The sequence below is a fragment of the Streptomyces sp. DT190 genome (assembly GCF_049846985.1).
Lineage (GTDB): Bacteria > Actinomycetota > Actinomycetes > Streptomycetales > Streptomycetaceae > Streptomyces.
The window spans coordinates 570,455-595,744 of the sequence record NZ_JBNCNM010000003.1; the positions used below are offsets into that span (position 1 = coordinate 570,455).

The following is a 25,290-nucleotide window of genomic DNA, read 5'->3' on the forward strand; positions in this document are numbered from 1 at the left end:
GGCCATGCGGCCCGCCCAGGCCACACGAACGCGGGCCGCATGGGTCACACGGGCCAGTCAGGTCCTCCAGGTACTCACTCCTCTGCCTCCGTGGGGCGTCCGGGGCGGGTGTCTTCCTGTCCGTTGTCGCGGTTGGGCAGGACCGTCTTGTGCACCTCGCGCGCACGCTTGCCGCTCGTACGTGCAGTCCCGGATCGAGCAGTATCGGGTCGTGCAATCCCGGGTCGTGCAACCCCGGATCGCCCGGTCTTCGGCGGTGCCGCGCGGCCAGGGCGCCTGACAGCTTCGGCAGCGCCTGCAGGCCGTGTGGGCCCCTCCGGCGTACGCCGGAGGGATGTCCGCGGGCTCGGGACACCGCCGGCCAGCTGAGTACGCCCGGGAGACGTGCCGGCCGAACGGACACGGCGGCGTCGACGGGTGGCCGCCGTTGCGGTCGAGGGTTCGCAGTCGTCCCGAGGAGGCGCATCCGTCCTCCCCCCGTTCCCGACGGCTTGGCCGACGTCCGGGCGCGCCGCGGAACCGGCCGCTCGGGCTCCCGAGCCCTCCCCAGGAGCTCGCGAACCTTCCTCCCGCGCCACCAAGTCCTCCTCCAGCACTCGCGGACCCTCCTCCCGCGCCACCAAGTCCTCCCCCGGCGCTCCCGGCTGTTCCTCCCGCGCCACCAAGTCCTCGCCAGGCACCCCCGGGCTCTCCTCACCCGCACCACCCCGGGTGCCCACCGCCCGCCCGCGCCCGTCGCGCTCCGCTCGCAGGCAGCGGCGGATCGACTCCGGTTCGAGCCCTTCGTTGCAGGCCTGGTGCAGGAGGCGGGCGAAGAGGTAGTCGGGATCCGCGCCCAGGGCCATGGCGAGGGCTTCCCGTGCCTCCAGTTCGTCGCCGGTCGACCATGCGACCCAACCGGCGAGGGTGAGCGGTGCGGCCGCGTGTTCGCCGTAGGGACCGACGCAACGGCGGGCCAGGGACCGCCACAGGCGCAGGGCGCGGGCGGCCTCGTCGCCCTCCATCCACTCGGCCGCCCGGTCACGGGTGGTGCGGTCCTGGAGGCCGAGGATCAGCCGGGCGGCCTCGTCGTGTCCGATCAGGTCGTCATCGCGAAGGTCGGCCAGGAGCATGCCGGAGACGGGCTGGGTCGCGGCCAGGCGGTCGAGGATCCGCTCGGCGAGGTCGAGCGTCTCGTCGGCGACCTCGGCACGGCCGGACTCGTCCAGGATGCGCGGGACGAGCGCCATGCTCGCGGCGTCCAGGGCGGCCTCCTGTTCCAGCGCGGCCGCGCTCTCCCACGGCTGCAGGCGAGCCCGCAACTCCCGCAGCGTGCCGCGGACCTGGATTCCGGCGTAGGCGGCCGCGGCGGCGAGCACGGAGGTGCCGGGCAGGCCCATGGGCGCACCCTCGGGCGAGCAGCAGACGGGGTTGTCGCAGCAGTACGACCAGTAACGTCCTTCCGAGATGCACAGCGCCTCGACCACCACCACGTCGAGCGAACCGCACTCGACGCGCAGCCTCTGCGCCAGTGGCCTCAGCCGCTCCATGACCTGGCGGCCGGTCTCGTCCTTCCCCGGCTCCTGGCACAGGAAGGCCACCATCGACTCGGGACGGGCTCCTCTGCGCTCGCTGCCCTTCACCAGGCCGTGCGCCAGCTGGCGGGCTGCGGACGGCCAGTCGTACTCCTGCGTGGGGATGCCGAGCCGGGCCCGGCCCCCGAACCGTCCCCGGCCGTCCTTGTCGTGCAGTGCGACCAGGACGATGCTGTCCTCCGGGCGGTATCCGAGCAGGTAGGGCAGGGCATCGGCCAGTTCGGCCGGTGTGCGCAGGGTGACCTGGTGCTCGCCGCCGTGACCGCCGTACGCCTGGCCGGGGACGTGCGGGCCGGCCGCGCCGCCCGTCCGCTTCTTCGATTCGCTGCTCGGTCGGGCGCTTCCCTGTGCGTGGTGTGGGACGGACCCCCCGATGTCACCGTTTTCAGGGGATCCAGTCGTTTCGCCGTGGTTCGTCATGCGAAGACGATCTCGCAGAACTCAGGACTCCGCTTTGCCCTGTGGATAACTCGTATCAGGCACACGTCACCCGGGGCGACGCGGCGTCGCCCGTCCACAGGCACCGCGCCCGCTGTCACCGCCGTCCTGTTGTATGGGACGCATGGAGCACACGAGCAACGCGGATCTCCGGGCGGCGGCCGACGCCGTCCTCACTCGTCTGGTCGGGGACGACTCGGGAGCGGCCCGGCTGCGCGAGGACCAGTGGCGGGCGATCGAGGCGCTGGTCGCCGACAGACGCCGTGCCCTGGTCGTCCAGCGCACGGGCTGGGGCAAGTCCGCGGTGTACTTCGTGGCGACCTCACTGCTGCGGGCGCAGGGCAGCGGCCCCACGGTGATCGTGTCCCCGCTGCTCGCGCTCATGCGGAACCAGGTCGAGGCGGCCGCCAGGGCCGGCATCCACGCCCGGACCATCAACTCCTCCAACACCGAGGAGTGGGAAGCCGTACAGGACGAGATCGCCGCGGGTCAGGTCGACGTCCTGCTGGTCAGCCCCGAGCGGCTCAACAACCCGGACTTCCGCGACCAGGTGCTGCCCAGGCTCGCGGCCGCCACCGGGCTGCTGGTGGTGGACGAGGCGCACTGCATCTCCGACTGGGGCCACGACTTCCGGCCGGACTACCGCCGGCTGCGCACGATGCTCGCCGACCTGCCGCCCGGTGTGCCCGTGCTCGCGACCACCGCCACGGCCAACGCGCGTGTGACGGCCGACGTCGCCGAGCAGCTCGGCACGGGCGGCGGCTCGGACGCGCTCGTGCTGCGAGGGCCGCTGGACCGGGACAGCCTCAGCCTGAACGTGCTGCGGCTGCCGGACGCCGCGCACCGGATGGCGTGGCTCGCCGAACACCTCGACGACCTGCCGGGCTCGGGGATCATCTACACGCTCACGGTGGCCGCCGCAGAGGAGGTCACCGCCTTCCTCCGGCAGCGCGGGCACACGGTCGCGTCCTACACGGGCAAGACGGAGAACGCCGACCGCCAGCAGGCCGAGGAGGACCTGCTCGCCAACAAGGTGAAGGCGCTGGTCGCCACCTCCGCGCTCGGCATGGGCTTCGACAAGCCCGACCTGGGGTTCGTGGTGCACCTCGGCTCACCCTCCTCCCCCATCGCCTACTACCAGCAGGTGGGGCGCGCGGGACGCGGTGTCGCGCACGCCGAGGTGCTCCTGCTGCCCGGGAAGGAGGACGAGGCGATCTGGAAGTACTTCGCGTCCCTCGCCTTCCCCTCCGAGGACCTGGTGCGCCGCACGCTCGATGTCCTCGCCCACGCGGAGAAGCCACTGTCACTGCCCGCCCTGGAGCCCTTGGTGGAGCTGCGCCGCTCCCGCCTGGAGACGATGCTCAAGGTCCTGGACGTGGACGGTGCGGTCAAGCGGGTCAAGGGCGGCTGGATCGCGACCGGGCAGCCGTGGACGTACGACGCCGAGCGGTACGCGTGGGTGGCGCGTCAGCGCGAGACCGAACAGCAGGCCATGCGCGCCTACGCGTCGACGACGGACTGCCGCATGGAGTTCCTGCAGCGCCAGCTGGACGACGAGGCCGCGAAGCCCTGCGGCCGCTGTGACAACTGCGCGGGCCCGCGCTTCAGCGCCGACACCTCCGTGGAGGCGCTGGACGCCGCGCGCGTCGATCTGGGACGTGCGGGTGTGGAGGTGGAACCCCGCCGGATGTGGCCGACCGGCCTGCCGGCGATCGGCGTGGACCTCAAGGGCCGCATCCCGGCCGGCGAACAGGCTGCATCCGGGCGTGCGCTGGGTCGGCTGTCGGACATCGGCTGGGGCAACCGGTTGCGGCCCCTGCTCACGCCCCAGGCCCCCGACGAGCCGGTGCCGGACGACGTGGCGAAGGCCGTGGTGGACGTCCTGGCCGACTGGGCCAGGGGGCCCGGCGGTTGGGCTTCGCAGTCCCCCGACGCCCCGCCGCGCCCGGTCGGCGTGGTCACCGTGGCGTCACGCACTCGTCCCCGGCTGATCCACTCCCTGGGGGCGCGCATCGCGGAGGTCGGCCGGCTGCCGCTGCTGGGCACCGTCGAGTACACGGGTGAGACGTTCCCGGGCCCCCGCAGCAACAGCGCCCAGCGGTTGAAGGCGCTCGACGGGGCGCTGACCGTGCCACCCGATCTGGCCTCCGTCCTCGCCCAGGCCCAAGGTCCGGTCCTCCTGGTGGACGACTACACGGAGACCGGCTGGACCCTCGCGGTCGCGGCCCGGTTGCTCCGACGATCCGGGGCGCAGGGGGTGTTGCCGCTGGTGCTGGCCGTGCAGGGCTGACAGCCGTCGGCCCGAACCCCGGCGCGAGGCACCGGCCACGGGCTCCTCGCGCACGCCCCCTGGACGCCGCACGCCTCCGTGGCGTACGAACGTGTCGTGCTCGAACGCCCCATGGGTGGCTCGGTGACACACGGGGTGGGGATATTAGCCGCGCATCATCTGATAACGGTCGGGTGCCTCAATTGCTCGTTGCCGCATTCAAGTTCGACAGGAAGAATTGAGGTCCGCTCCCCGCACGGTTCGCCTGCCGCTCGGTAGGGCTTCCCTGCGGTGCGCGCTCCCAGGAATCCGACCCCGCCCGCAGTGTGGGCGCGTAGCCGAAGGGAGGACCGTGACCTTCGGATTCGCTCCGGCCTCGGCAGCGGCGTCGACGTCCGCCGCTTCCGCCAACCGCCTGCTCGAACCCGCGGAATGGGCCGCCGCGGGGATCCCCCTGCTGCGCAGCCCCCGTGAGGTGGTCAGCGGACTGCACGCCCGGCACCATCCGCAGCCGGCGACGGCTGTCATCGCCGTGCTGGATCCGGACGAGCGGCTGCGGGCGAGCGCCTCGTTCGTCCGCCGTCCGGCCCCGGCCGACGGCTGGATGTTCCGCAACGTGCTGCTGGCGCAGCTGCGCCGCATCATCCCCCACGACCTGCGGCGGCGCACCCCGGTGCGGACCGCGGTGCTGCTCTACTGCCGTGAGGGAGACGCGCGTTGGACGGAGGAGGACGGGGCGTGGATGTGGGGACTGCGTGACGCCTGCACCCTGCACGGGCTCCGGTGCGGGGCGTACATCACGCTGACCCGTGACGGCTGGCAGGTCCTGGGCGAGGACCGCGGCGGACGCCGCCCGCACTCGGCCTCGGCACCGGAGCCGTTCGACACGTCGGACGCACCACCGCCGCAGCCGCGTACCGGTGGCGCCGCCTCCGAGATACTGCGCCGCGCAGCGGCGGCTCGCTGAGGTCCCGGCCGAGCACCCGCCGGTCCTCGGCTCCGGTGCCGCGCCCCACGGCGCGGCACACCGGCACCCCGCTCTCCCGCGCTCGTCCGACTGCCCGCGGCAGCGCCGCGGGCAACACGCCATCACCTGGAAGCCGTGACGCGACATCACCTGGACAGCGGCACAGCACCACCCGGACACGGGCACGGCACCCTCTGGGCACCGGCCTGACGCCACCTGGGCACGGCGGAACGACGACACGGACCCGGGCAGCCCGAACCACATGACAGCCTTCACCCCTTGACGCCAAGACGTTCCGCTCTCAGGGCAGGCCGAAGGGTCCGCTGTGCGAGAGCCGCCGAAGCGGCGTCCGATGTCAGCCGTCGACGCCCTGGCGGACGCTGCGGCGCCGGCTCAGACGCCCGCGCCGAGCACCGCGTTGATCCGCTGCGGATCCCCGCAGACGATCAGCAGGGCGTTGGCGCGCGTGTGGGCCAGGGCCAGCGCGCCGGCGGCAGCGGCCTCGGAACCGCCGTTGACGGCGACGACGACCACCGGGCGCGACGCGGCGCGGGCCGCGACGGTGGCGTCCGTGTAGAAGACGTCGTCGCGGGCGTCGTGCTGGGCCCAGTAGGAGGCTTCACCGAACGACAGCTCGTGGGTGGCCCACGGGTGCTGCTCGCCGGTCGTGATCACCAGGATGTCGCCGGGGGCACGACCGGAGTCCAGAAGCAGGTCCACGGCCTCCTCGGCGGCGTCGAGCGCGCCTTCCACGGAGGCCGGGATCAGCTGGATCTGCGGGGTGGCCGGGGCGGCGGCACCGGCTGCGGGGCCCGACGGAGCGGGCTTGGCGGCCACGTCACGCGGGGTTCGCTGCACCGGCGGCGTGGGCCGGACAGGTCCGGGACGACCGGGACGCGACGGAGCCGCGGGACGGGGGCCGGGTACGGGACGGGGGGTCGGCGCGGTGCGGCCGCTGGCCGGAGTGGCGCGGGGACCCTGGGCACTCTCGTGAATCTGAGGCTCCTCGGGAATGAGAGGCATGGGTTGATATTTATCAAACGTTAGTACGGCCCGCGTCAGCGGGTGGCACACGCGTGCGAACGAAACCGTCAGAAATCGAAGCCCAGCTGACCCTCGATTTCCGGAACCTTTCCGTCCGCCCAGCTGCGGGCCTTCTTGAGGTGCCGCCACTGGGGCAGCGCATCAAGATACGCCCACGACAACCGGTGGTAGGGGGTGGGGCCCCGCTCCGCCAATGCGGCCTTGTGCACGGGTGATGGATACCCGGCGTTGTCCGCAAAACCGAAGTCTGCATGGTCGATACCCAGTTCGGCCATCATTTTGTCGCGCTGGACCTTGGCGATCACCGAGGCCGCGGCGACGGCCACACAGGACTGGTCGCCCTTGATCACCGTACGGACCCGCCAGGGCGTGCCGAGATAGTCGTGCTTGCCGTCGAGGATGACGGCATCGGGACGGACCGGCAGGCCGTTCAAAGCGCGTTCGGCCGCAAGCCGCAGAGCGGCGGTCATGCCCAGATCGTCTATCTCCTCGGGTGACGCATGCCCCAGGGCATAGGACGTCACCCACGTCCGCAGGGTCTCGGCGAGTTCGGTGCGTCGCTTGATGGTGAGCAGCTTCGAGTCCGTGAGGCCCTCGGGCGGGCGGCGCAGTCCGGTGATCGCCGCGCAGACGGTGACGGGACCGGCCCACGCGCCGCGCCCCACCTCGTCGACACCTGCAACGATCTTCGCTCCGGTCGTGGCGCGAAGGGAGCGCTCGACGGTGTGAGTAGGCGGTTCGTACGGCATGGCGCCCCTAGATTACGCCGCCCCGAACCAGCCGCGACACCCTGGGCCACCCTGTGGCGCCAGGGCCTTCAGCAACGCGGTTCAGGAACCGTCCGGCCGCAGCAGCGGAACCATCAACTGGTCGATCATCTCCGTGATTTCGTCGTCACTCCATTCGCAGCCGCACATCTTGGAGCGGTACATCATCATGGCCGGGATGGCGTCGAAGACGTACCCGTTGGCAGCGTCGGAACGCACCTCACCTCGGGCGATGCCTCGCTCGATCACCTCACGGAGCATCTTGATGGTGGGCTCCACGACACCGTCGAAGATGACCGCGTGGAAGCGTTCGGCCTGAGTCGTGTCGCATTCGTGAATGACCGAGCGAAGCGCGAAACCGGGGCGGGAGAACATCGCGTCACGGGCGCGCAGGCACAGCGCCAAGAGGTCCTCGCGCACACCCCCTTCGTCGGGCGCCTGGTCGAACTCCGGCAGCCCGGCGCGCAGGGCGTCGGCGACGAGGTCCTCCTTGGAGGGCCAGCGCCGGTAGACGGCCGCCTTTCCGGTCTGGGCGCCGGCGGCGACACCTTCCATCGTCAGGCCGTTCCAGCCGACGGTGCTGAGTTGGTCCAGCGCGGCGTCGAGGATCGCGCGTTCGAGCACGGCGCCGCGGCGGCGGGCCGTCTGAGCGGGGGCATCCGCCCAGCTCGGGGTAACCATCGGACTCTCTCCAACGAGCAGAGGAAGCGGGGATTCCGGGGATGGGGCGCGCGCCGGGCGGCACCACAGGGGGACGTGCCGAGCGACGCCGCCGTAAGTGAACGCTTGCGTTCACTGTCGGGGACTCACTACCGTTGACGCGACAGTGAACGCGAGCGTTCACTAAGGCACTCGTGGGGGACCCATAGTGACAACCTCTCCTTTGCTCCAAGACCAGAAGAAGCCGGGTGCGGCCCGTCGGGAGGGACACCCCGGCATCGCCCTCGCAGTCATCGCGGCCTGCCAACTCATGGTGGTACTCGACGCGACGATTGTGAACATCGCGCTCCCGCACATTCAAGACGCACTCCGATTCAGCACCACCGACCTCACCTGGGTCGTCAGCTCCTACACGCTCACCTTCGGCGGCCTGCTGCTCCTCGGCGGCCGTGCCGGCGACATCCTCGGCCGTCGCCGCGTCTTCATGGCCGGCATCCTGCTGTTCACCTTCGCCTCGCTGCTCGGCGGGTTCGCTCAGGAGCCCTGGCAGCTGCTGGCCGCGCGCGTCCTGCAGGGTGTGGGAGGCGCGATCGCGTCGCCCACTTCGCTGGCGCTCATCACCACCACGTTCCCCGAGGGGCCGGAGCGCAACCGGGCCTTCGGTGTCTTCGCCGCCGTCTCGGCCGGTGGCGGCGCCATCGGCCTGCTCGCGGGCGGCATGCTCACCGAGTGGCTCGACTGGCGCTGGGTGCTCTTCGTGAACGTGCCGATCGGCGTGCTGATCGCGGTACTGACACCGCTCTACATCAGCGAGTCCGAGCGGCACCCCGGCCGCTTCGACATCGCCGGCGCGGTGACGTCGACGGCGGGCATGGCGGCCCTCGTCTACGGCTTCATACGCGCGGCGGACGAGGGTTGGGGAGACAGCCTCACCATCGGCTCCTTCGCAGCCGCGGTGATCCTGCTGGTGGCGTTCGCGATCGTCGAGTCCCGGGCCAAGGACCCCATCACACCCCTGCGGATGTTCGCCGACCGGAACCGCTCGGGCACCTACGTGATCATGCTGAGCCTGGCTGCGGCCATGTTCGGGATGTTCTTCTACATCGTGCTGTTCGTGCAGAACGTGCTCGGCTACACCCCGATCGAAGCAGGACTGGCCTTCCTGCCCGTCACGGTCGTGATCGCGCTGGGCGCGGGTCTGTCCCAGCGGTTCCTGCCGGTGCTGGGCCCCAAGCCGTTCATGGTCGTGGGCTCGGTGCTCGCGATGATCGGACTGGCCTGGCAGGCGCTCATCAGCTCCGACAGCTCCTACGTCGGCGGGGTCCTCGGCCCGATGCTGGTGTTCGGCTTCGGCATGGGGCTGAACTTCGTGACGCTGACGCTCACCGCCGTCTCCGGCGTCGCCCAGCACGAGGCGGGCGCGGCGTCCGGGCTGCTCAACGCCACACAGCAGGTGGGTGGAGCGCTGGGTCTGTCCATCCTGACGACGGTCTTCGGCTCGGCCACCAGGAACGAGGCGGAGAAGCAGCTTCCGCAGTTCATGGCGGAGGGCTCCGCGCAGCAGAAGGCGGAGTTCGCCACCACCCACCAGCTGCCGGCGCCCTGGGGGCACGAGGTACTGGCCCAGGGCATCTCCGCGGCCTTCGTCCCGGCCGCCGCCATGGCCGTCCTGGCCGTGGTCACGGCCTGGCTGGTGATCCGGGTCCGCAAGAGCGACCTGGAGGCACTGGCCGGCTCGGCCGGGCCGGGGATGGGCTGACACCGGGACGTCACGAACCGGCTGCTGCGGCTCGCCGGCAGGACCGACCGAGTCCTGCCGGCCGCTGCCGGGCCGGACCGCGGCCGGCCCGGCCCCGACGAGGCGCACGGCAGCACTCCAGCAGTGGAGCAGAACGGCGAGCAACGCCTTCATGATCACCCCCTCGCATCCAGCACGGACTCCCGGGATCGCCTGCCCGGTCATCCCACCCCCCGCCGCCACGCAGCGGTTGTCAGGACAACGAGCGGGCCGTCACGCAGAGTTCCCATGAATACGCAGAGTGCGCAAAGAAGCGGTGCCGACCCGGACTGCGAAGGCATCCGAGGGGCCGCGCCCAGGCCGTGCGGTCGGCACGCGGGGGGTGCCTGTCCCTCAGATCGACGTCGGCACCCAGTCCGGAAGGGCCTCGGTCCGCTGAACCCATTCGGCGGGCGGCGTCCCCGCCTTGCCCGAGGCGATCACGCCACCGACGATGGCGCAGGTCGTGTCGACGTCACCGCCGACCTGGGCGGTCGTCCAGAACGCCCTCTCGTAGTCGTGGAGACTCCTCGCGGCCGACCAGAGGGCGAAGGGCACGGTGTCGTGGGCCGTCGTCCGCCGCCCGCAGCCCAGCACCGCCGCGACCGTGGCGGCGTCGCCGTAGTCCAGCATGTCGCGGGCCCGGCGCAGCCCCGCGCCCACCGCGCTCTTGGGGACCAGGTCGATCACTCCGTCGAGGAGTGCTTCGGCGCTGGGCGGTCCGCCCGGCGCCGCGACGAAGGCGGCGGCCGCGGCGACGGCCATGGCGCCGACCACGGCCTCGCGGTGCTGGTGGGTGGTGTAGGCGGAGATCTCCGCTTGGTGGGTGGCCTGCTCGGGGTCGTCCGCGTACCAGGCGCCCAGCGGGGCGATCCGCATCGCCGCGCCGTTGCCCCAGGATCCCTGGCCGTTGAACAGCCCGGCGGCGAGCTCGCGCCAGTCGCCGCCCTCCCGGACGAGTCGCAGGAGGCGGTTGACCGCCGGACTGTAGCCCCGGTCGAAGTCGTGGTGCTCGGCGAAGGACCGGGCGAGCGCGTCCTGGTCGATGCGGTGATGGGCCGCCAGCACCGCGACGACGGAACCCGCCATCTCCGTGTCGTCGGTCCACTGCCAGGGCCCGGGCGGGAGCTCGCGGCGCTTCAGCAGCGGGTAGTTCACCGGCACGAAGTACTGGGAGCCCAGGGCGTCCCCGACGGACAGTCCGCGCAGGGCGGCCAGGGCGCGGTCCAGGCGCACCTCGGGGGAGAAGTCAGCGGTCATCGCCCTGCCACTCTATCCGGAGATCCCGTACGGCTCGGGATCACGCCAGCGATCGAACGGCCGGTCCAGTGTGTACTTGCCGTCGTCTCCCAGAACGAGCATCCGCATCTCGCCGTTCCCCGGATTCGACAGTGACTCGAACTCCGCGACCGTCCAGTGGAACCACCTCATGCAGAACAGCCGCATCGCCAGCCCGTGGGTCACGATGAGGACGTTCGGCGGGTGGTCGGGGTCCTCGAAACTGCGGAACAGGCTCTCCAGGAAGCCGCCGACCCGGTCGTAGACGTCGGCGCCGGACTCGCCCTGGGCGAAACGGTAGAAGAAGTGGCCGTACGCGTCCCGGTAGGCCTTCTGCAGGCGGACCTCGTCCCGGTCCTGCCAGTTCCCCCAGTCCTGCTCGCGCAGCCGTGGCTCCTCGCGTACGCGTATGAGCCCGGGGTCCAGGTGGAAGGAGCGCAGTGTCTCGTGAGTGCGCCGGTACGGGGAGACGTAGACGCTGACGCGTTCGCCGCCGAACAGCTCGCGCAGCCGCTCGCCCGTCGCCTCCGCCTGCCGTCGACCGCGGTCGGTCAGGGCCAGGGCGTGGTCGGGTTCACGCTCGTACACGGAGTCATCAACATTGCCCGTTGACTCGCCGTGCCGGACAAGGACGATGCGCCGTGGTCGTGCCATGCCGAAACCCTAGATCGGGTCAGGGCTCGCCGAGCACCCGGACCGTACCCTTACGGCGTAGGTCACACGAATTCCGCACCGGGGGGCGCGCACGCGAGGCGCGCACGCGGGGTCGCCGGCCCCGAGCGCCGACTGAGGTCAGACATCGCCCGCTCCCGAGCCGGCCGCGATCGGACATCGCCGCTCCCGAGCCGAGCGCGGTGAGACGTCGCCGCTCCCACACCGGCCCAGTCAGACGTCGCCGGTCCAGCACCGGCCGCGGTCAGACGGTCCAGCTCGGCTCCATGTCCACGACGTCACCGGTCAGGGCCGCCACGTCGGCCTCCGTCTGGGCCCGCAGGGCGAGCCGCTCCACCCGCTCGGTGCGGTACTTGCCGTGCTCGGCGGCCGACCGCCACATCGACAGCACCAGGTACTCGTTGCCCGGCGCCTCGCCGAACAGCCCGCGCACCATGCCGGGCGAACCGGCCATGGCCGGGTTCCAGACCTTCTCCTGCATCAGCACGAAGTGCTCGGCCCGTTCCTCGTGGACACGGCAGAGAGCGACGCGCAGCAGGTCGGCGTCCGTGAAGCGCGGCTCGAAGCCGGTCTTCACATCGAAGCGGTAGTCGAAGAGCCTGACCTGGGCGTCCTTGAAGGTGCCCGACTGCGCCGACGCGAGCCGGTCGTGGGACCGCGCCATGAAAGAGTCGTAGAAGGCGCGGCTCTCCCAGAACGCGAAGATGTGCGCCACGTCCGGTCGTCTCCGGCTCCAGCCACCCCCCTGCCCGCGAAATCCCGGCTCCCCCAGAAGCCCCGCCCACTTCCGCTGCCCCCGCTCGAACCCGCGGCGGTCCACCACGGTGCAGCGAATCCACTTGACCAGCACCGCGCCATGGTAAGGCCAGGGAGCGTGGCGCCGGTCACTCCCGGCTGGACCGCTCTGCCCCGCGGGCACCCGCGCGCGTGGCAGGATGGACAAACAGTCGTGAGTGCCCGTCAGTTGGGGTTGAACGGGCGGGTCGGAACGGGGAAGGGGACGCCGGTGGACGGGCTCAACAAGGGGCTGCGCAAGGTCGAGATCGCGGTGCGGTGGGATCCCAGCCCGGCGGGGCAGCCCTCCACCGACCTGGATCTCGTCGCGGCGACGTACACGGCGGACGATCCGCACGGCGACCCCGCCTACGTGGTGCACTTCGACAGCCGCTCCCCCGACGGGACGATCTACCTCAACCGGGACAGCAAGGACGGTCAGGGCTTCGGCTTCGACGAGGTCATGATGCTGGAGCTGGAGCGGCTCGCCGACCGGTACGCGCGCGTGGTAGTCGGGGTCATCATCCAGCAGCGCCCCGCTGAGCGGACCTTCGTCAGTGTCGTCAATCCCGGTCTGCGCATCCGCGAGGGGTACGACGTCCTCGCCGAGGACGACTTCGGCGGCGTCCTGGGCGCCACGGCGGCCACGGTCGCGGAGTTCGTCCGGGAAGGCACCGGCCCTTGGCGCTTCCGTCCCGGCCTGCGCGGCTTCGAGGGCGACCCCGTGGCGTTCACCAGGACGATGGGCGCGGTGGGCCGGTCCTGACGCCGCCCTCCGGAGCGTCCCGCGCGGACGCCCACGAGGCTCTGTGACAGCTCAGTGACGACGAGAGGGGCACCGGCCCGAAGGCGGTGCCCCTCTGTCATCGGCTCAGGCGCCCGGCGTCAGCTGCAGCCGCTGGTGGAGCCGCAGCCCTCGCAGATGTAGCAGGAACCGGCACGCTGCATCTTCGTCCCGCAGGAGAAGCACAGCGGGGCGTCGGCCTGGATGCCCAGCTGCATCTCGACCAGTTCGGCACTGGTGTGGGCCTGCTGCGGGGCGGGCTTGGCCGCCTCCTCCGCCTTCGGAGCGGAAACGGCCTTCAGCTCCTGCGCACGCGGCGCCGACTGGGCCAGGCCCTCGACGTCGACCTCGTCCTCGGAGGGCTCGTACGAACCGGTCTCCAGGTGACGCTGACGCTCCTCGGCGGAGTGGATGCCGAGCGCGGAGCGCGTCTCGAAGGGCAGGAAGTCCAGCGCCAGGCGGCGGAAGATGTAGTCGACGATCGACTGCGCCATCCGCACGTCCGGGTCGTCCGTCATACCGGCCGGCTCGAAGCGCATGTTCGTGAACTTCGAGACGTACGTCTCCAGCGGCACCCCGTACTGCAGGCCGACCGAGACGGCGATGGAGAAGGCGTCCATCATGCCCGCGAGGGTCGAGCCCTGCTTGGACATCTTCAGGAAGACCTCACCGAGGCCGTCGTCCGGGTAGGAGTTGGCCGTCATGTAGCCCTCGGCGCCGCCGACGGTGAAGGACGTGGTGATGCCGGGACGTCCCTTCGGGAGGCGCTTGCGGACCGGGCGGTACTCGACGACCTTCTCGACCGCGGTACGGATCGTCTCCTCGGTCTTCTCCGTGATCTCCGCCTTCTCCTTCTCCTTGGTCTTGGCGGAGAGGGGCTGGCCGACCTTGCAGTTGTCGCGGTAGATCGCGAGCGCCTTGACGCCGAGCTTCCAGGCCTCGAAGTAGATCTCCTCGACCTCCTCGACGGTCGCCGTCTCCGGCATGTTGACCGTCTTGGAGATGGCGCCGGAGATCCACGGCTGGATCGCGGCCATCATGCGGACGTGGCCCATCGGGGAGATGGCCCGCTCGCCCATGGCGCAGTCGAAGACCTCGTAGTGCTCGGGCTTGAGGCCGGGGGCGTCGATCACGTTGCCGTTGTCGGCGATGTGGGCGACGATCGCCTCGATCTGCTCCTCGAGGTAGCCGAGGCGGCGCAGGGCCTGCGGCACGGTGCCGTTGACGATCTGCATCGAGCCGCCGCCGACGAGCTTCTTGAACTTGACCAGCGCCAGGTCGGGCTCGACACCGGTGGTGTCGCAGGACATCGCGAGACCGATGGTGCCGGTCGGGGCGAGCACGGACGCCTGCGCGTTACGGAAACCGTTCTTCTCGCCGAGGCGCAGGACGTCGCCCCAGGCCTCGCTGGCGGCGGCCCACACCGGGGTGTCCAGGTCGTCCATGCGGACGGCCTTGTCGTTGGCGTCGGCGTGCTGCTTCATGACGCGCTTGTGGGCGTCCGCGTTGCGGGCGTACCCGTCGTACGGGCCGACCACCGAGGCGAGCTCGGCGGAGCGGCGGTAGGCCGTGCCGGTCATCAGGGAGGTGATGGCGCCGGCGAGGGCGCGACCGCCGTCCGAGTCGTAGGCGTGGCCGGTGGCCATCAGCAGGGCGCCGAGGTTGGCGTAGCCGATGCCGAGCTGGCGGAACGCGCGCGTGTTCTCGCCGATCTTCTGGGTCGGGAAGTCCGCGAAGCAGATCGAGATGTCCATCGCGGTGATGACCAGCTCGACGACCTTCTGGAACCGCTCGGCCTGGAAGGACTGGTTGCCCTGGCCGTCGTCCTTGAGGAACTTCATCAGGTTCAGCGAGGCGAGGTTGCAGGACGTGTTGTCCAGGTGCATGTACTCGCTGCACGGGTTCGACGCGGTGATCCGGCCGGACTCGGGGCAGGTGTGCCAGTTGTTGATCGTGTCGTCGTACTGGATGCCGGGGTCGGCGCATGCCCAGGCGGCCTCCGCGATCTTGCGGAACAGCTGCTTGGCGTCGACCTCCTCGATGACCTCGCCGGTCATCCGGGCACGCAGGCCGAACTGGCCGCCGTCCTCGACCGCCTTCATGAACTCGTCGTTCACGCGGACGGAGTTGTTGGCGTTCTGGTACTGGACGGACGTGATGTCGTCGCCGCCCAGGTCCATGTCGAAGCCCGCGTCGCGCAGGACGCGGATCTTCTCCTCTTCCTTGACCTTGGTCTCGATGAAGTCCTCGATGTCCGGGTGGTCGACGTCGAGGACGACCATCTTGGCGGCGCGGCGGGTCGCGCCACCGGACTTGATCGTTCCCGCGGAGGCGTCGGCGCCGCGCATGAAGGAGACCGGGCCGGAGGCGTTGCCGCCGGAGGACAGCAGCTCCTTGGAGGAGCGGATCCGGGAGAGGTTCAGGCCGGCGCCGGAGCCGCCCTTGAAGATCATGCCCTCTTCCTTGTACCAGTCGAGGATCGACTCCATGGAGTCGTCGACGGACAGGATGAAGCAGGCGGACACCTGCTGGGGCTGCTTGGTGCCGACGTTGAACCAGACGGGGCTGTTGAAGCTGAAGATCTGGTGCAGGAGGGCGTAGGCCAGCTCGTGCTCGAAGATCTCGGCGTCGGCGGGCGAGGCGAAGTACTTGTGGTCCTCACCGGCCTTCCGGTACGTCTTCACGATGCGGTCGATCAGCTGCCTGAGGCTGGTCTCGCGCTGCGGGGTGCCGACGGCACCGCGGAAGTACTTGCTGGTGACGATGTTGACCGCATTCACCGACCAGAAGTCGGGGAACTCGACGCCGCGCTGCTCGAAGTTGACCGAGCCGTCGCGCCAGTTGGTCATGACGACGTCACGGCTCTCCCAGGCCACCTCGTCGTAGGGGTGGACCCCAGGGGTGGTGTGGATGCGCTCGATACGCAGGCCCTTGCTCGCCTTGGGGCTCTTGGCGCGGGAACTCCGTGCCGGACCGCTCGCCGTCTCTGTCATGCCGCCTCCCTGTACGGGCGAAAACGCCCTGAAGTGCCCCGTTGTTCCGGTGCACGGTGTTCTGTCTGGTGCTGCGGGTGTCCGCTCACGTCACCCGCAACAGGTCTTCACATCGCCGCCGCCCGGCCGGTCCCGGAACTGCCGCCGGGTCCGGCCCGCCGGTCAGTCGGCGGCGCCTGCGGGCTCGGGGACCTGTGGAGTCCCTCCGGGCCCGCGGTCGTCTTCCTGGCTCCCCGCACCCGCGTCCTCGCGGTCGCCGTCGTCCGCGTCGGGGCGTCCCGTCTCTTCCCTGAGCTGCGCGATGGCCGCCTCGAAGTCCTCGAGCGAGTCGAAGGCCCGGTAGACGGAGGCGAAGCGCAGGTAGGCGACGAGATCGAGTTCCTGCAACGGGCCGAGTATGGCCAGCCCCACGTCGTGGGTGGTCAGCTCGGCGCTTCCGGTGGCCCGCACCGCCTCCTCGACCCGCTGGCCCAGCTGGGCGAGCGCGTCCTCGGTGACGGGCCGTCCCTGGCACGCCTTGCGCACACCATTGATGATCTTCGTGCGACTGAAGGGTTCGGTGACGCCGGACCGCTTCACCACCATGAGCGAGCACGTCTCCACGGTCGTGAAACGACGGGAGCAGTCAGGGCACTGGCGGCGCCTGCGGATCGACGTGCCGTCGTCGGTGGTACGGCTGTCGACGACCCGGCTGTCGGGGTGCCTGCAGAAGGGGCAGTGCATGATCTCCCAACCCTCCTCACAGCAGACTCATTAGCCTCGCTGGACGTCTCGCGTCCCACGAAGCAGCCCCAAGCATAGGCGATGACCATGGCCGCGTAGACCGGGGGGACCACAACTTGTGGGCTGCTGCTGCAATCCAACCACTAGATGTGGGGATTGGCTCATACATCCAGGCCTTACGCGCGTGTCGCACGCGTAGCCGCAGGTGACACCCGGCGGACGGACCCACACCGGCCCCGCGTGCCGCCGGAACGCCGCCGTACACCGCCGAGCACCCACGCCCCGACCCGACACGGCCGCATCCGTTCGTGCACGGCCGTATCGCTGCGACACATGCGGAGATACGGTGGGCGCCGCGAGGAGGGGACGTGGGACTCCCGCACAGATGAGGGCTCACCCCGGGGCAGGGGAATGCCGGATGGCAGACTGGGGCAACAGTCCACGAGGCGATCACCCCGGCGGTGAAGAGTACAGCAATGGGCCCTTTTGTCCGCCAGGTGGCCCGGCCGCCAATACACCCGGACACTCGATCGCGTCCGGTAATTCGCGTTTTTTCACTCGAACGTGTGTTTGGCGCAACCTTTCGAAAGCAACTACCGTTGGCTAGCAGGGAGACCATCGAGAGGGGCCGACGTGACCACCACCGCAGACAGTGCCACCATCACTGCCCAGGACCGCTCCCAGGGCCGACTGGAGCCGGTGCATGCGATGAACGAAGCCACGAACCCTGAGGGGCACAAGCGCTCCCTGCCGGGCCGACCTCCCGGCATCCGGGCGGACAGCTCGGGCCTCACCGACCGCCAGCGCCGCGTGATCGAGGTCATCAGGGACTCCGTGCAGCGGCGCGGCTACCCGCCGTCGATGCGCGAGATCGGCCAGGCCGTCGGGCTCTCCAGCACCTCCTCGGTGGCGCACCAGCTGATGGCGCTGGAGCGCAAGGGCTTCCTGCGCCGCGACCCGCACCGCCCCCGCGCCTACGAGGTGCGCGGTTCCGACCAGGCCGCCTCGGTGCAGCCCACGGACACGGCGGGCAAGCCGGCCGCGTCGTACGTACCGCTGGTCGGCCGCATCGCCGCCGGTGGCCCGATCCTCGCCGAGGAGTCCGTCGAGGACGTCTTCCCCCTGCCCCGCCAGCTCGTCGGCGACGGCGAGCTGTTCGTCCTGAAGGTCGTCGGTGACTCGATGATCGAGGCCGCGATCTGCGACGGCGACTGGGTCACGGTCCGCCGTCAGCCGGTCGCCGAGAACGGCGACATCGTGGCCGCGATGCTCGACGGCGAGGCCACGGTCAAGCGCTTCAAGCGCGAGGACGGCCATGTCTGGCTGCTGCCGCACAACGCGGCGTACGAGCCAATCCCCGGCGACGACGCGACCATCCTCGGCAAGGTGGTGGCCGTACTGCGCCGCGTCTGACAGCGCACACCGCGCATCCGACAGCGCGCACCGCGTCGGGCGGGCCGAGCAGGCCTGCCCCCTGACCGGGCCCCGGAACCCCTGCGCCGGTTCCGGGGTCCTGCGCTGTCCGGGGCCGAGCCCGGCCCTTCAGCTCGGGCCCGCGCTCGGGCTCGGGCTCGGGCTCGGCTTGCGGCTGCGTGGCCGCAGGCCGAGGCCCGGCTCCGGGTTCATTCCGCCGCTTCCGCCTGCTTGGCCACCGCGTCGATCGCCGCGAGCGACTTCCGTACCTGGTTGCGGTCCGTGGTGTACCAGAAGTCGGGCAGGGACGCCTTCAGGTACCCGCCGTACCGAGCCGTCGCCAGCCGCTGGTCCAGCACCGCGACCACGCCTCGGTCACCCGACGCACGTACGAGACGGCCGGCTCCCTGCGCCATCAGGAGGGCCGCGTGCGTGGCGGCGACCGCCATGAACCCGTTGCCGCCCGCGTCCTCCACGGCCTTCTGGCGGGCGCTCATCAGGGGGTCGTCCGGGCGCGGGAACGGGATCTTGTCCATGACGACCAGCTGGCAGCTGGGCCCGGGCACGTCCACGCCCTGCCACAGCGACAGTGTGCCGAACAGGCAGGTCTTGGGATCGGCCGCGAAGTTCTTGATGAGCTCGCCGAGCGTCTCCTCGCCCTGGAGGAGGATCGGGAACTCGGGGATCCGCGACCGCAGCTCCTCGGCGGCCAGCTGGGCGCCCCTCATGGAGGAGAACAGGCCCAGGGTGCGACCGCCCGCCGCCTGGATCAGCTCCGTGAGCTCGTCGAGCATGTCCGCGCGGTCGCCGTCCCGGGCGGGACGCGCCAGGTGCTTGGCGACGTACAGGATGCCCTGCTTGCGGTAGTCGAAGGGCGAGCCGACGTCGATGCCCTTCCACTGCGGGACATCGTCGCCCTCGGTGCCCTCCGGGGCGAGGCCCAGAGAGGCCCCTACGCCGTTGAAGTCGCCGCCCAGCTTCAGTGTCGCGGAGGTTAGGACGACCGAGCGGTCCGCGAAGAGCTTCTCGCGCAGCAGTCCCGACACGGACATGGGCGCGACGCGCAGCGATGCACCGAACCGGTCGTGGCGCTCGTACCAGACCACGTCCCACTCGGAGCCGTTGGTGATCCGCTCCGCCACGTCGTGGACGTTCTCCACGGCGGCCAGGGCCTGCTTGCGCACCGCGTCCTCGTCCTGGACGGACTTGTCGCGGGTCGTTCCGATCGCGGAGATGACGGTCCGGCACGCGTCGCGCAGCGCCATCAGCGCGTACCCCAGGTCCTCGGGGATCTCCTCCAGGCGGCCCGGCAGGGCCAGCTCCATGAGCCGCTCGAAACCCTCGGCGGCGGTCTGCAGCTGATCCGCGGCCTTCTCGTTGGCGAGTTTCGCGGCACGGCGCACCGCGCGGTTGACCTGCCCCGGGGTGAGTTCTCCGGTGGCGACGCCCGTGACCCTCGACACCAGTTCGTGCGCCTCGTCGACGATCAGCACCTCGTGCTGCGGGAGGACCGGGGCGCCCTCGATGGCGTCGATCGCGAGCAGGGCGTGGTTGGTGACGACGACATCGGCGAGCTTGGCGCGCTCACGGGCCATCTCGGCGAAGCACTCCGCGCCGTAGGCACACTTCGAAGCGCCCAGGCACTCTCGCGAGGACACCGACACCTGGGCCCAGGCGCGGTCGGAGATACCGGGCGTGAGGTTGTCACGGTCGCCCGTCTCGGTCTCGTCGGCCCAGTCACGGACCCGCAGCAGGTCCTGCCCCAGCTTGCTGGTGGGCGCTGCCGCCTCGAACTGGTCGAAGAGGCCGTCCTCCTCGTCCTGCGGGACGCCCTCGTGGAGGCGGTGCAGGCAGAGGTAGTTCGACCGGCCCTTGAGCATGGCGAACTCCGGGCGGCGGCGCAGCAGCGGATGCAGCGACTCGACCGTTCTCGGCAGGTCGCGCTCCACGAGCTGGCGCTGCAGGGCCAGGGTGGCGGTCGCCACGACCACTCGCTCCCCGTGCGCGAGCGCGGGCACCAGGTAACCCAGCGACTTGCCGGTGCCGGTGCCGGCCTGGACCAGCAGGTGGGAACCGTCGTCGATCGCTTCCGCGACGGCTTCGGCCATGGCCACCTGGCCGGGACGCTCCGTACCGCCGACGGCAGTGACGGCAGCATGCAGGAGTTCGGGGAGTGAGGGCTTCGTCATAGCGCGACCACCCTACGACCCAGCACTGACAAACGGGTGATCAAGGCGAGAGCTGGGGGCGCGATCAAGACCGTGGACTCCTCGGTGGTGAGAGTGGATGAGCCGGCCGGAGTGAGGCGGGAGTGGGCGGACTGCCGGGTGCGCGTGGATCGCCGGGGTGCCGGCATCAGGGGATCCGCCGGCGCCCGCATGTGGTCAGGTGATCGGCGCGCGATCGAGATTTTTCTGCGATCTGCGGGAACCGCGGCGGCGCGCGCCGCGTTCAATGAGTGATGGCGCGGTGACACAGCGCTACAGAAGGTGCCGGAGGGATCGGTCTCTGACCATGAGGGCGGCCCGCTTGGTGGGCAGGTCGACCTCGGCGGAGAACCGGAAGCCGGCGGTCAGGAAAGCGGCGACGGAGGGGGTGTTGCGAATGTCGGGTTCCGCGATGACGCGCGCGCAGAAGGGGCGACGCGCCAGAACGAGATCGGCCACGGCCCTGAGCAGTACGTTGCCAAGACCACGCCCTCGGTCGGCCACAGCACCCACCAGAAGATGGATTCCGGTGTCATGGGGCCGGGCGGGATAGTGGCGGGCCAGCGGGTCCAGATCCGCCCGGTAGATCTCCCAGTAACTCATCGGCGTTCCGTCCAGCACACCGACGCACGGCACGCTGCGTCCGTCACCGGTGAGCTGGGCCCGCACGTGGTCCTCGGCCACACTCGGCGAGCCTGACAGTTGCCAGAACGCCGCGGCGGCGGGGTCGTTCATCCAGCGGCTGATGAGCGGAAGGTCGCGCTCGACGCTCACGGTGACGAGGTGGAACAGACCCACGGAGGTGCTGACCGGCCCCCAGTCGGCGACCTGATCGAGCAGGTCCTCGTACGGCGTGCGGGATGCGGCCCTGGGTGCGGTGAGGGGTGCGTAGGACGTCGCCGCGGCCTGCTCGCCGCCCCACCCGGAACCACCTACCTCGTTCGCCTCCTCCGCGATCAGGGCCAGGAGTTCGTCCGGGAGCCGAAGGTCCATGGTGTCCTCGGCGTCGGTGTTCTCGATGTCGGCGTCTGTGTACCCGGCATCGGTTTCTACGCCGGTGTCCACGTACTCCGTGTCGGCGTCCGCGACAGTGCCGGTGTCGTCGATGCCCACGCGGAACCCGCCGCTGCCCGAGCCCTCACCGGTGTCCGTGCCCGGGTCGGCATCGCCACCGGCTCCAGAGACGACACCGCGGCCGGGCTCGTGCGCCGGCCCGGACTCGCCGCCGAGGCCGGCATCAGGTCCGGCGGGGAGACGGGCTCCGGCAGAGGCAGTGGCACCCGTAGGGGCGGACGGGTCGGCGGAAGGCACCAAGGGCTCCTCTCAGCAAGGCGGATGGGGCGTGTCCTCAGGGATGAAGGAGGTCGGTCATGGACAGGAAGGTCAGGGTGATCAACGGTGCAGGGGGTTGGCGATGGTGACGTAGACGGACTGGGTGTCGACCGGGCCGACGAGTTCGTCGAGGCCGTGCAGCCGGGTGAGCAGGTTGGCCTTGCAGCGCAGCATGGGTGAGTCGAGCAGCCGGGCGGGCAGCGAGGTGCGCAGCCGGGACGGGCCTGAGGCGACGGTCCCGAGGAACCGACGGAACGCGGCGAGCAGCAGCCGCTCGTCCGCCAGCCTTTGGGAGCCGAACGCGCCGATGAGACCGAGCACGTTGTTGGCCCCCAGGTAGTACGCGAAGCGCTCGTCGGCGACCTCGTCAGAGACGAAGGTGTCGCTGCGCTCTCCGATGCCGGGCAGCCGCGCGTCGAGCTCCGCGCGCCGGGACTCGCGGAAGTAGTAGCCCTGGTTGTCTCGGTAGCGACCGCCCTTGGGCCAGCCGTCGGCGTCCAGTAGGAGCAGGGTGTTCTGCTGGTGGGCCTCCAGGGCGATGCCGGCCTCCCCGTCCAGCCACAGGACCGGACGCACCACGTGCTCCAGGTAGCGCAGGAACCACTCGGTGGCGACGGCTCCGCGGGGCCGGCCGGTCCGGCGGGCGATGCCGGTGACGAGTTCCGCCAGCCGGGAGGCCGTGATCGGGTCGTGCCCCTCGGAGCGGTAGGACTCGTAGTCCGTCCGGAGGGGTGAGCACAGACGTGGCGAGACGAGTCCTGCGACACAGGAGACGTCGTCGGAAGGGGCGAACGGATTGTGGCGGATCACCACATCCAGTCCTGGCAGCGGGCTGCCGTCCGGCCTGTCGACAGCCAGCCAGGCCGGGTCACGCACGATGTCGAAAGACGGGTGCGCGGCCCGCCACTTCGCCCCGAGGCCGCTGCGGAGCAGGCGATGGATCTCGACGCCTCGGTGCAGTTCCTTACGGAGGTTCTCTCGACGGGAGTTGGTGATGCGCAAGCCGAGGGACAGCTTGAACATAGCGGAGGCGCCGGGCCGGTAGACCGTGCGTACGGAGGAGGTGGGATGCCAGGGTGCCCCATGGGGCCCGAGGTCGCGGAGCTGCCCGCTGTCCAACAGGGCGGCGGCCTCGGGACGGTGTCGGATCTCGCGTGCCTGCCACGGGTGCAGCGGCAGCAGGGCATGGCCGTCGGGCAACGGCAGTCCGGGGCCGGCCAGGCGGGCGGTGAGAGCGGAGGCCGGGACCGGGCGGCCGCGCTCGGTCCAACAGGAGTCGGCGGCCAGTACGGAGGGGGCGACAGCCATCCAGTGCAGGGGGAAGAAGCCGCGCAGTTCGGGTGAGTACTGCCGGGCTTCGGCTTCGGAGAGACCTTCGCGGCTCTTCGGCGTCGGGTGCAGGGGGTGTCCGAGGAGGAGTGCCTGCTCCGCGGACAGGAAGAGGTCGGGGGTGTCGGACGGGTGTTCCCGACGGTCGCTGACGAAGGTGGCGATACGGCGGAGGGAGTCGGCGACACCCGCGGCGAGACCGATGCCGTCGTCACGGCCCGACGCGACAGCGCCGGCCTGGGCGTCGGAGACGCCGCCCGGGGCAGATCCGACAGCCGGACCCTCCCGGGTGAGCAGGGCGGCTACCAGCACGGCGTCGACCGGTGGGGCGTCATCGGGCGCGTCGGCGAGGCGAGGGAGACCGAAGCGGTGCCAGCCTGTCGGGGACCAGTAGCGAACCGGAGCGAGGAGGGTTGTGCCGCTGGCGGGAAGGGGGATTCGGAGGACGCCATCGGAGGGAGGAGGCTGGTCGGTTTCGCGGACCCAGCAGCGCAGCAAGGTCTCCACGGCTGCGTAGTGAGCGACGAGATACGGGTCCGGATGCCCCAAGGGGTCGGTGGCAGATTCACCTCCGTCCGTCCCCCGGCCGGGCCGTGCGGCCTCAAGCCGCGGGAGAGGCACCGCCGACGGCGCCGATTCGGCCGACGCAACCGATGCCACGGACGCCATCGAGGCCACCGATTCCCCGGGCAGCTGAGTGTCGGCGGGGGTTCCTTCCCCAACGGTGGTGTGGTCGTCGGGCGTGGAGGTGGGCGTGGCGTTCAAAGGAGGACCTCGGAGGGGGGTGGTGCGGATCGTCTGGACCGGCATGGGCCGGAAGCGGGGGCAGGGCTCGCCCCGAAGAGGCTCGTGAGCGCCCGGACTTGAGGCCTCACGGCAGGGCACGATGCGCTGCACCACCTCGCTGCCGCGCTGTGACTCCCGGGCAGCTCGCCGCCGCCCGAATGGCGTCGGTCAGGCGGTCCAGTACGGCGGCTGCCTGCTCGTCGGTGATCGTCAGGGGCGGCAACAGCCGCACGACATTCGCATGGCGGCCGCCGAGTCCGACGATGAGCCCGCGTCGAAGGCACTCCCGCTGGACCATGGCGGCCAGTTGGGAGGCGGCCGGAACGGGAGCAGCAGCTTCCTGGACGGCCGAATCCTGACCTGCCGCATCCTGAACAGCCGACTGATGAAGAGACTGCTCCCTCACGGTGGGACGCTCCGGAAGAGAACCGCCCCTCGTCGCCGACGGTGCCCCCGCCCCCTCCGGGTCCACCAGCTCGACCCCGATCATCAGCCCTCTCCCCCGCACCGCACCGACGCACGCGAACTGCTGCGCCGCAGCGCGCAGTCGGCGCAGCATGCGCGCCCCGAGGGCCGACGCGCGTTCGGCGAGGCGGTTCTCACGGACGTGGGCGAGGGTCGCCGTGCCCGCGGCCATGGCGAGCTGGTTGCCGCGGAAGGTCCCGGTGTGGGTCCCGGGTTCCCCGGTGTCGAGGTCGTCCCGGTAGACCACGACAGCCAGAGGCAGGCTGCCACCGATGGCCTCGGAGAGGACCATCACGTCCGGGGTCACACCGCTGTGCTCCATCGCCCAGAAGGTGCCGGTCCGCCCGACGCCCGTCTGGATCTCGTCGGCGATCAGCGGGACGGACCGGTCGGCGGTGAGCTGCCGTACCCGTCGCACCCAGGCGTCCGGGGCGGGGAGGACGCCCTCGCCCTGGACGGCTTCGACGAGGACTCCTGCCGGAGGCACCGCGGCATCGGCAGGGAGCAGGTCGTGACAGTCCTGCGGATGGACCACACGGACAAGTCCTGCGTCCTCCTGAGCCTCGAAGCCGGTCCGCCCTGTCGCTGTCGCTGCGCGGACCAGCTCGTAAGCCGTCTGCACCGCGTCGCTCCCGGTCGGGCCGCAGAAGCGTACGCGGGCCCGGTCGGCGAGTCCGGGGGGCAGGGTACTGAAGAGTTCGGTGACGAAGGCGTCCTTGACGGGGGTCGCGAGGTCGAGCGCGTTCAGGGGTGCGCCCGAGTCGAGGACCCTGCGGATGGCTTCCAGGACGACGGGGTGGTTGTGCCCGAGGGCGAGGGCGCCCGCGCCCGAGAGACAGTCCAGATAACGGCGGCCGTCCGCGCCCTCGATCGTCATGCCACGCGCCCGCACCGGCACGATGGGCAGGGCACGGGTGTAGGTCCGGGCGGCGGAGTCGCGGGCGGACTGACGCCGCAGGAGTCCGTCCCGCGTGAGGCGCGCTCCCGGCACGCCCTCATCGACACCCAGCGCGCCCCCACCCACCCGCGGGACTCCAC

Annotated in this window: 18 protein-coding genes; 5 read left to right on the forward strand and 13 right to left on the reverse strand. The window is 70.9% G+C overall.

Translation table 11 applies throughout. The annotated features are described in order from the left end of the window. Positions 1 to 74 precede the first annotated feature (74 nt). Positions 75 to 1,994, reverse strand: coding sequence for a DUF4192 family protein (locus tag ACPXCS_RS09345; RefSeq protein ID WP_425944895.1), 1,920 nt, complete (start codon positions 1,992 to 1,994; stop codon positions 75 to 77). A 142-nt stretch (positions 1,995 to 2,136) separates the two neighbouring features. Between ACPXCS_RS09345 and ACPXCS_RS09350 the strand changes: the two genes are divergently transcribed. Both ACPXCS_RS09350 and ACPXCS_RS09355 read left to right on the forward strand, forming a co-directional pair. Beyond that, the gene (locus tag ACPXCS_RS09350; RefSeq protein ID WP_425944897.1) at positions 2,137 to 4,302 is read left to right on the forward strand and encodes a RecQ family ATP-dependent DNA helicase; all 2,166 of its coding nucleotides are present in this window, start codon (positions 2,137 to 2,139) and stop codon (positions 4,300 to 4,302) included. A gap of 331 nt (positions 4,303 to 4,633) precedes the next feature. Then, complete coding sequence (locus tag ACPXCS_RS09355) at positions 4,634 to 5,248, forward strand: hypothetical protein (protein WP_425944898.1); 615 nt, start codon at positions 4,634 to 4,636, stop codon at positions 5,246 to 5,248. Between the two features lie 393 nt (positions 5,249 to 5,641). Here ACPXCS_RS09355 and ACPXCS_RS09360 read toward each other — a convergent pair whose 3' ends face one another. The 3 genes from ACPXCS_RS09360 to ACPXCS_RS09370 form a co-directional block, all read right to left on the reverse strand. Then, positions 5,642 to 6,271 (reverse strand): hypothetical protein, encoded by a 630-nt coding sequence (locus ACPXCS_RS09360; protein ID WP_425944899.1) that lies wholly within the window; start codon positions 6,269 to 6,271, stop codon positions 5,642 to 5,644. A 68-nt stretch (positions 6,272 to 6,339) separates the two neighbouring features. After that, the gene (locus tag ACPXCS_RS09365; protein ID WP_425944900.1) at positions 6,340 to 7,041 is read right to left on the reverse strand and encodes a ribonuclease HII; all 702 of its coding nucleotides are present in this window, start codon (positions 7,039 to 7,041) and stop codon (positions 6,340 to 6,342) included. An 81-nt stretch (positions 7,042 to 7,122) separates the two neighbouring features. Next, complete coding sequence (locus ACPXCS_RS09370) at positions 7,123 to 7,740, reverse strand: TetR/AcrR family transcriptional regulator (RefSeq protein WP_425944901.1); 618 nt, start codon at positions 7,738 to 7,740, stop codon at positions 7,123 to 7,125. A gap of 187 nt (positions 7,741 to 7,927) precedes the next feature. Here ACPXCS_RS09370 and ACPXCS_RS09375 point away from each other — a divergent pair, with 187 nt between their 5' ends. Further along, positions 7,928 to 9,478 (forward strand): MFS transporter, encoded by a 1,551-nt coding sequence (locus tag ACPXCS_RS09375; protein WP_425944902.1) that lies wholly within the window; start codon positions 7,928 to 7,930, stop codon positions 9,476 to 9,478. Positions 9,479 to 9,850: 372 nt separating this feature from the next. Here ACPXCS_RS09375 and ACPXCS_RS09380 read toward each other — a convergent pair whose 3' ends face one another. The 3 genes from ACPXCS_RS09380 to ACPXCS_RS09390 form a co-directional block, all read right to left on the reverse strand. After that, on the reverse strand, positions 9,851 to 10,756 hold the full coding sequence (locus ACPXCS_RS09380; RefSeq protein ID WP_425944903.1) for an ADP-ribosylglycohydrolase family protein: 906 nt from the start codon (positions 10,754 to 10,756) through the stop codon (positions 9,851 to 9,853). A gap of 12 nt (positions 10,757 to 10,768) precedes the next feature. Next, positions 10,769 to 11,428 (reverse strand): histidine phosphatase family protein, encoded by a 660-nt coding sequence (locus tag ACPXCS_RS09385; protein ID WP_425944904.1) that lies wholly within the window; start codon positions 11,426 to 11,428, stop codon positions 10,769 to 10,771. A gap of 262 nt (positions 11,429 to 11,690) precedes the next feature. Then, positions 11,691 to 12,296, reverse strand: a complete 606-nt coding sequence (locus ACPXCS_RS09390) for a YdbC family protein (protein ID WP_425944905.1) — start codon at positions 12,294 to 12,296, stop codon at positions 11,691 to 11,693. Positions 12,297 to 12,452: 156 nt separating this feature from the next. Here ACPXCS_RS09390 and ACPXCS_RS09395 point away from each other — a divergent pair, with 156 nt between their 5' ends. Beyond that, positions 12,453 to 12,986, forward strand: coding sequence for a TerD family protein (locus ACPXCS_RS09395; protein ID WP_425944906.1), 534 nt, complete (start codon positions 12,453 to 12,455; stop codon positions 12,984 to 12,986). Between the two features lie 119 nt (positions 12,987 to 13,105). Here the strand turns inward: ACPXCS_RS09395 and ACPXCS_RS09400 are convergent, their stop codons facing one another. Beyond that, positions 13,106 to 15,997, reverse strand: a complete 2,892-nt coding sequence (locus tag ACPXCS_RS09400) for a vitamin B12-dependent ribonucleotide reductase (RefSeq protein WP_425944907.1) — start codon at positions 15,995 to 15,997, stop codon at positions 13,106 to 13,108. Between the two features lie 162 nt (positions 15,998 to 16,159). Next, positions 16,160 to 16,720: a transcriptional regulator NrdR gene (nrdR, locus tag ACPXCS_RS09405; RefSeq protein WP_425944908.1), complete on the reverse strand. Its 561-nt coding sequence runs from the start codon at positions 16,718 to 16,720 to the stop codon at positions 16,160 to 16,162. A 633-nt stretch (positions 16,721 to 17,353) separates the two neighbouring features. Between nrdR and lexA the strand changes: the two genes are divergently transcribed. Beyond that, the gene (lexA, locus tag ACPXCS_RS09410; protein WP_171145262.1) at positions 17,354 to 18,133 is read left to right on the forward strand and encodes a transcriptional repressor LexA; all 780 of its coding nucleotides are present in this window, start codon (positions 17,354 to 17,356) and stop codon (positions 18,131 to 18,133) included. A 209-nt stretch (positions 18,134 to 18,342) separates the two neighbouring features. On the opposite strand, the gene ACPXCS_RS09415 is transcribed toward lexA, so the two are convergent. The 4 genes from ACPXCS_RS09415 to ACPXCS_RS09430 all read right to left on the reverse strand — a co-directional run bounded on the left by ACPXCS_RS09415 (position 18,343) and on the right by ACPXCS_RS09430 (position 25,243). Then, positions 18,343 to 20,322 carry an ATP-dependent DNA helicase gene (locus tag ACPXCS_RS09415; protein ID WP_425944909.1) on the reverse strand — a complete coding sequence of 660 codons (1,980 nt, stop codon included), beginning with the start codon at positions 20,320 to 20,322 and terminating at the stop codon, positions 18,343 to 18,345. 291 nt (positions 20,323 to 20,613) lie between these two features. Then, on the reverse strand, positions 20,614 to 21,453 hold the full coding sequence (locus ACPXCS_RS09420; RefSeq protein ID WP_425944910.1) for a GNAT family N-acetyltransferase: 840 nt from the start codon (positions 21,451 to 21,453) through the stop codon (positions 20,614 to 20,616). A 279-nt stretch (positions 21,454 to 21,732) separates the two neighbouring features. After that, positions 21,733 to 23,766, reverse strand: coding sequence for an IucA/IucC family protein (locus ACPXCS_RS09425; RefSeq protein ID WP_425944911.1), 2,034 nt, complete (start codon positions 23,764 to 23,766; stop codon positions 21,733 to 21,735). 106 nt (positions 23,767 to 23,872) lie between these two features. Beyond that, positions 23,873 to 25,243, reverse strand: a complete 1,371-nt coding sequence (locus ACPXCS_RS09430; protein ID WP_425944912.1) for an aminotransferase class III-fold pyridoxal phosphate-dependent enzyme — start codon at positions 25,241 to 25,243, stop codon at positions 23,873 to 23,875. Between the last annotated feature and the right edge of the window lie 47 nt (positions 25,244 to 25,290).